General features: G+C 73.4%; 5 protein-coding genes and 1 pseudogene. 2 read left to right on the forward strand and 4 right to left on the reverse strand.

Features of this window, described 5'->3' with window-relative positions:
- Positions 1-773: pseudogene (locus CCN42_RS07085) on the reverse strand (lysyl oxidase family protein); the annotation flags it as partial.
- A 243-nt stretch (positions 774-1016) separates the two neighbouring features.
- The gene (locus CCN42_RS42500) at positions 1017-1187 is read right to left on the reverse strand and encodes a hypothetical protein (RefSeq protein WP_158102070.1); all 171 of its coding nucleotides are present in this window, start codon (positions 1185-1187) and stop codon (positions 1017-1019) included.
- A gap of 659 nt (positions 1188-1846) precedes the next feature.
- On the opposite strand from CCN42_RS42500, the gene CCN42_RS07090 reads away from it, so the two are divergent.
- Entirely contained in the window at positions 1847-3787 is a 1941-nt protein-coding gene (locus tag CCN42_RS07090; RefSeq protein ID WP_086733834.1) for a YncE family protein, read from the forward strand.
- Between the two features lie 39 nt (positions 3788-3826).
- Here CCN42_RS07090 and CCN42_RS07095 read toward each other — a convergent pair whose 3' ends face one another.
- A complete protein-coding gene (locus CCN42_RS07095) occupies positions 3827-4168 on the reverse strand; it encodes a DUF7144 family membrane protein (protein ID WP_422641260.1) in 342 nt (113 codons plus the stop codon).
- A 305-nt stretch (positions 4169-4473) separates the two neighbouring features.
- Here CCN42_RS07095 and CCN42_RS07100 point away from each other — a divergent pair, with 305 nt between their 5' ends.
- Entirely contained in the window at positions 4474-4956 is a 483-nt protein-coding gene (locus CCN42_RS07100) for a hypothetical protein (protein ID WP_086733836.1), read from the forward strand.
- Positions 4957-4997: 41 nt separating this feature from the next.
- On the opposite strand, the gene CCN42_RS07105 is transcribed toward CCN42_RS07100, so the two are convergent.
- The coding region (locus CCN42_RS07105) for an alpha-amylase family glycosyl hydrolase (protein ID WP_143661866.1) at positions 4998-5655 on the reverse strand (658 nt) is incomplete at its 5' end.

The raw sequence follows: 5655 nt of genomic DNA on the forward strand, positions 1-5655 counted from the left end.
GAGCCGTGACCCGCGCCGTGGCCGGACTTGCCGGCCGCCGCGACGCCCGCGCCGCCGCTGTCCCCGGTCTCCCGCACGGTGACCTTGACGGTGGGCTGGTCGTCCGGGATGGCGAACAGGTCGCGGTACTTCTTCGCGACCCGCACCTTCGCGGTGTACTCACCGGCCGGCAGGTCCACCGGCTTGTCGTAGTCGACCGTGCTGGAGTTGGACGCCCAGCCCTTCTCCACGCCCCACACCGAACCCAGCGTGAACGGGTTGGTGGGGCAGCTCTCCGGGTAGTGCGAGGTGGCCGGGGCGTCCGGGCGGAGCCGGCCGGAGGCGTTGTTCGGGCAGAAGGTGCCCTTGCTCTTCGCGACCTCGGCGCCGGTCGCGTCGGTGACGCTCACTTCCAGGAAGCCGGGCAGGCCGGAGAAGTCCTTCACCAGGCCGGCGGGCAGCGTCCTCGTCGTCGTGGTGGTGCCGTTGCGCAGCACCTGCTTGGCGACGACGGGGTCCTTGTACGACTTCCGGGTCACCCGGAACTCCAGCGGCGCGTCGTCGACGGTGACGTACGTGCCCAGGTCCAGATAGACCCCCGGCTCCCCCTCCCAGCGGTCGAGCGTCACGGAGTTCGACGCGGCGATCAGCTTGAGCTTCGGCTTGCCGGCGGTGCTCGCCTTGCCGTCCCCGGCACCGGGAGCGGCCCCGGCCCCGGCGACGACGACGGTGAGCGCCGCTCCCGCCGCGAGTGCGCCCCGCTTGAGGCGTGTGGTGCGTTTCTGACTGGTCATCGGGTTCCTCGTCTGCGAGTGCCGCGGTCGGGCGGCATCGGACCGGACAGCCCACACCCGGCCGACTGCGGACGCACCCCACGCGCCCCGGCCATCACTGTGAGCACCCTGTGAGAGCGGTAAATCCGGTAGCCGGGTTGCCTGTTGGGACGACTTGGCCGGTGATCGCCGCTCACCGGGCAACCCAGGGCCAGGCGCCGCGGGGCGGGCGGGAATCGTCAGCCAGGCCCCGGAGGCCTCGCGTCAGGGCCGTTCGCCGTCCGCGCGTCGCGGCGGCTCGGCGCGGGCCGCCGGGGAAGCCGCTCCGTAGTCGAGCCGCCGGGCCGTCTCCACCAGGGCGTCCAGCGGATCCCGGCGGCGGGGGCGCACGAGGTGGCGCACGGAGCGCAGGAGCCGCTCGTACGCTTTCGCCACGGTTCGCCACCCCTTCCGCACGGTAGAAGTATCTACCAGCATGAGCACCCCTGCTCCGGCTCCCGGAGGCGCGCCGTGCGAGGCGCCCGGAGACGGGCCGAGGAGTGGCCGGCGGCGACCGGCCCACGGGCCTGCACACGCCGGCGGGCCGGGCAGGCCGGGAGTTCCCTGCCGGCGTGCGGGCGGTTCTGGGACGCGCGGACCGCGCGCTCGCCCTGGACGCCCTGCTCCGCGTCCCGCGGGTGCCCGGCGTGCGGCGGCCACGGCGGCGGCCGGACCACGCCCGCCGACGCGGTGAGCGGGGGCACGCCGATGCGGTGACGGTCGTGACAACGGTGCCGGGGGACTGCGAGTCGCGCCATGCCGGGGCAACGCGTTCCCGTACGTCCGGGTGCGCCCGCCGGGCCGCATGGCCCGCATCGGATGAGGCGAGGTCCCCCGAACGGGGCCATGCGGTCATCCCACGAGATGTCCGGTGCCGCCGAGGGCCGCCCGCCTCACCGCCCACACAGCGAAACCCACTCCTCAATTGTCACCGCCATGCCATACGCTGCCCCTGGCAGCCGCGCCCCGCGTAGGCAGGACGACACGCGGGCGCTGCGCGGCGCTCTCATCTCCCCGGCCCCGCGCCGGGTTTCCTTGTGGGGGTTACAGCAACTGTGCGTACGCGCAGCATCTCGACCGCGACGGCGTTCGCGGTCCTCGTCGGCTCGGCGGCCCTGAGCGTCGCCGTGGCCACACCCGCGTCGGCGGCCGGCGTCAGCGTCGCCGCCCCGGGCGGCATCGTCGCGGACGGTGTCCACCAGCGGGTCTTCGTCGGTGACAGCAGCCTCGGCCGGATCGTCGCCGCCAACTACTCCGGTTCCGTCGTGGACTCGGTGACCGGCCTCGGCGCGGTCGGCGACCTGGCGCTCTCCCAGGACGGCGGCACGCTCTACGCGGCCCTGCCGGACAGCCACGAGATCGTGGCGCTGGACCCGGCGACCCTGGACGTGAAGGCGCGGTACGCCGTGGCCGTCACCGCCGGCCCGCGCCACATCGCCTTCGCCGGCGGCAAGGTGTGGTTCAGCTACGGCGACCAGTGGGACGGCGACATCGGCTCGCTCGACCCGGCCGTGGACCCGGCGAGCGGCACCGACCCGGTGGCGCTCGGCCAGTTCTCGGACAAGGTGTGGGGGCAGGTGCTGCTGGACACCGACCCGTCGGCGCCCGGCCTGCTGGCGCTGGGCGAGACCGGCGACTCCACCGGGTCGGTGGCGGTGCTCGACGTCTCCGGCGGCACGGCCCAGCCGGTCGCCTGGCACGACGGCAACTACACCCTGACCAACGGTGTGTACGACGTCGACCTCGTGCCCGGGGCCCCGCAGCTGCTGGTCAACGGCACCGACCGGCTGGCCCACGCGAACGGCACGTTCGGCGCGGCGGGCGCGTACCCGGCGGGCAGCCAGGCCGACCTCTCCGAGACCGGCCTGGTCGCCCAGGCCACCGGCAGCAATGTGGCGGTCTACCGGCCGAACACCGGCAAGCCGCTGCGCACCTACGCCAACGTCGGCACCTGGGGGGCTGCCGACCTGGTCTGGGCGCCGGACTCCTCCCGGCTGTTCGCCCTGGTCCAGACGGCGTCCGGTTACACCGTGAAGGTCCTCGCGGACCCCGCCAAGAGCGTTCCCGCCCTCACGGTCAACGCCCCGTCGACCGCGACCCGCGGCAAGCCGCTCACGGTGACCGGCAGGATCTCCGCGTCCGTGCCGCTGCCCGCCGGCGTCAAGCTGAAGGTCACCCGGGTCGACCTGGAGAGCCCGAGCGGCAAGGTGCTGCCCACGGTCACCGTGAAGACCGACGGCACGTACTCCTTCTCCGACACCCCGCCGGCCGGCGGCACCGTCACCTACAAGGTGGCGTACGCGGGCGACGCCGACCACACGGCCGTCACCGCGTCGGACAAGGTGACCGTCTCGCGCGCCTCGACCACGCTGACGCTCAACAACAACGGCAAGCTGTACGCGTACGACGCGAACGTCACCTTCACCGCGCACCTGGGGAAGACGTACAAGAACCGCACGGTCGAGATCTGGGCGGACCCGTTCGGCGCGGACAAGCCCAGGAAGCTGCTGAAGACCGCCACGGTCAACTCCCTGGGCAACGTCTCCGCGGTCGTCGACATGAAGCGGGACACCACCGTCAGCGCCGTCTTCAAGGGCGACGCCCGGTACCTGCCGAAGACGGTGAAGTCGACCGCCTACGCCAAGGTGCGCGTCTCCACCGCCGTCTCCCGGCACTACCGGACCGGCAAGATCGGCTCGACCACGTACTACTGGTTCCGCAAGAGCACCGACCCGCTGCTCACCACGACCATGACGTACTACCCGGGCCGCCAGCAGCGCTTCGACCTCCAGGTCTACTTCGACGGCCGGTGGTACTCCTCCGGTTCGGAGTACTTCGCGCTGGCCCTGGACGGCAGGTCCGCCGTCTCCCTGGGAGCGCCCGGCGAGGCGGGCATCCGCGCCCGGATGCGGTCCGTCTACGTCAACGGCTCCTCCGGTGACAGCGTGAACTCGACGACGTACGGCTCCTGGAAGTACCTGTACTTCACCAACTAGCCGTCCGCCGGCCGGCCGCACTGACCGCAGTGCGGCCGGTCAGGTCCCTGGCGACGCCTTGGGGTGGTGCGTCGCCAGGGCCCAGATGACGAAGAAGTCGATGGCGATCATGATCATCGACCAGAGCGGCGCGTACGGCAGGAACAGGAACTGGGCGATCAGGCTCAGCGAGGCCAGCAGGATGCCGGCCGCCCGCGCCCAGGCGGCGCCCTGGAGGATGCCCGCGCCGGTCGCCGCGGCCACCACGCCGAGGATCACCAGGATCCAGCCCCAGCCGGTGAGGCTGACCTCGTACACGTAGTCGCCGAGCCGGGCGTAGACGTCGTCCTCGGCGATCGCGGCGATGCCCTGGAGAACCGCCAGGAGACCGTTGACGAGCATCAGGACGCCCGCGAAGACGGTGCCTCCCGACGCCCAGTCGTTCCCGGCGGACCGGGGGGCGGCGGACCGGGGGGGCGGAGCCGGTGCCCTGGTGGGACGGATCCCACACCGGCGGCTCGGGTGCGTGCGGCTGCTGGGCCATGGCCGTACCTCTGTCTCCGTCGGGAACGGGTGCTGTGCCGTGCCTCGACCCTCCGCCCGAACGGGCACCCCGACCACGCGGAATACTCCGTCCGGGTGACCCGGCATGCGCGCCGGTCCGGTCGGGCCTTCACTGGAAGGAGACCCGCACCCTGGGAGGCAGCATGCCCGGTCACCGCAGGACCTGGTCCACGCTCACGGCATCGGTGGCGGCCGCGGTCCTCGTCCTCACCGGCTGCACCGGCGAGGACAACCCCGCGGACCGGGTCGGCGACGCCGCCTCGGCGGTCGAGTCCGCCGCGTCACGCGCCGGGGACGCCGTGGCATCGGCGACCGCGGAGGCGGACCGGCGGTTCGCCGACATCACCGGCGGCCTCGACGTGAAGGGGGACGTGCGGCTCGGCAGTCCCGCCACCGACCGCGACGACCGGACCACGGTCGAGATCACCGTCCGCAACACCGCCGACTCGGCGAAGTCCTTCGCCGTCCAGGTCGACTTCACCGACGGGAAGGGCACCTTCCAGGACACCACCGTCGTGACCATCGACGGCGTCCCCGCCGGGGGCGAGCGCTCCGCGACCGCCCGCAGCAACCGCACGCTCGTCGAGGACGTGCGGGCCGAGGTGGCCCGCGCCATGCGCTACTGAGCGGGCCGGCCCGGGGCCCCGCCCCCGGGACCGGCCCGTGATCAGCCGAGCCAGACGGTGGTGTCCGGGGGCAGCACCCCGCGCTCCGGCAGGGGTGTGCTGGCGAGGAGGGGTTCTCCGGCGGGCAGGGGCATGGGCGCGTCGGACAGGTTGGCCACACAGCGCCAGCCGTCGGTGCGCGCGAACGCCAGGACGCCCGGCGGGGTGTCCTCCAGCCAGGTCAGCTCCTCGCCGTCCAGCAGCTTGCGCCGCAGCTTCAGGGCGCTGCGGTACAGCTCCAGCGTGGAGCCCTCCACCCCGTCCTGCGCCTGGACGGCGTAGTGCGCGAAGGAGTCCGGCTGCGGCAGCCAGGCGCCGCCCGCGCCGAAGCCGTACGACGGCCCGGTGGTGGTCCACGGCAGTGGCACCCGGCAGCCGTCGCGGCCCTTGCGGACGTGGCCGGTCTGCTCCCAGATCGGGTCCTGGAGGACGGCGGTGGGCAGGTCGGCGACCTCGGGCAGGCCGAGTTCCTCACCCTGGTAGAGGTACGACGACCCGGGCAGCGCCAGCATCAGCAGGGTCGCGGCGCGGGCCCGGCGCAGCCCGGCGTCCTGGTCGACGGCCGGGGCGTGGCCGCCGGAGAGCAGCCAGGCGTCGGTGTCGGTGCCGGGCGGCAGCATCAGCCGGGAGGCGTGCCGCACCACGTCGTGGTTGGACAGC

It is taken from the genome of Streptomyces glaucescens (assembly GCF_002154375.1).
GTDB classification, from domain to species: Bacteria; Actinomycetota; Actinomycetes; order Streptomycetales; family Streptomycetaceae; genus Streptomyces; species Streptomyces glaucescens.

What these genes read in the sequence shown, in the direction of transcription:
- CCN42_RS07095 (WP_422641260.1), bottom strand. Translation starts at nt 4,168, where the DNA reads ATGCTCGTCAACGGTCTCCTGGCGGTTCTCCAGGGCATCGCCGCGATC.
- CCN42_RS07100 (WP_086733836.1), top strand. Translation starts at nt 4,474, where the DNA reads ATGCCCGGTCACCGCAGGACCTGGTCCACGCTCACGGCATCGGTGGCG.